Annotated in this window: 1 pseudogene; it reads right to left on the reverse strand. The window is 57.1% G+C overall.

Annotation, left to right across the window (positions count from 1 at the left end):
* Positions 1-196 precede the first annotated feature (196 nt).
* Positions 197-364 (reverse strand): annotated as a pseudogene (gene hcp-2, locus BZJ21_RS15685) (type VI secretion system effector Hcp-2); the annotation flags it as partial.

Below are 364 nucleotides of genomic sequence, written 5' to 3' on the forward strand. Positions count from 1 at the left end.
CTTGGTAGTCCACCACCACGAACGGTTGCGGGTCGAGCCCCGCCACGGTTAACGCTATTTGCAATGTCGCCATCTGTGTATCCTTCGCCCTGCTTGTTTCCCCTGATACGTTCAGCCAGACCCTGCCGTCTGGCTCAACGCACCACAGCCCGCCCGTAAAGGCAGGCTGTTTGTGTCTTCATGTCGCCATGAAGAATTAGGCTTCGATAGGCTTGCGCCAGTCGTCTGAGCCTGAGGTGCCTGCGTTGACGTGGTCCCACGTGATTTTGCGGTAAGACATCGACACGGTCAGGTTCTGGGTAAAGTCTGACTTCGCCGGGTCTTGGCAATGGGGCATCTCGCAGTGAATGTCCACAATCGAGGC

Origin of the sequence: Salinivibrio costicola subsp. alcaliphilus, from assembly GCF_001996185.1 — a bacterium.
Classification (GTDB): domain Bacteria; phylum Pseudomonadota; class Gammaproteobacteria; order Enterobacterales; family Vibrionaceae; genus Salinivibrio; species Salinivibrio costicola.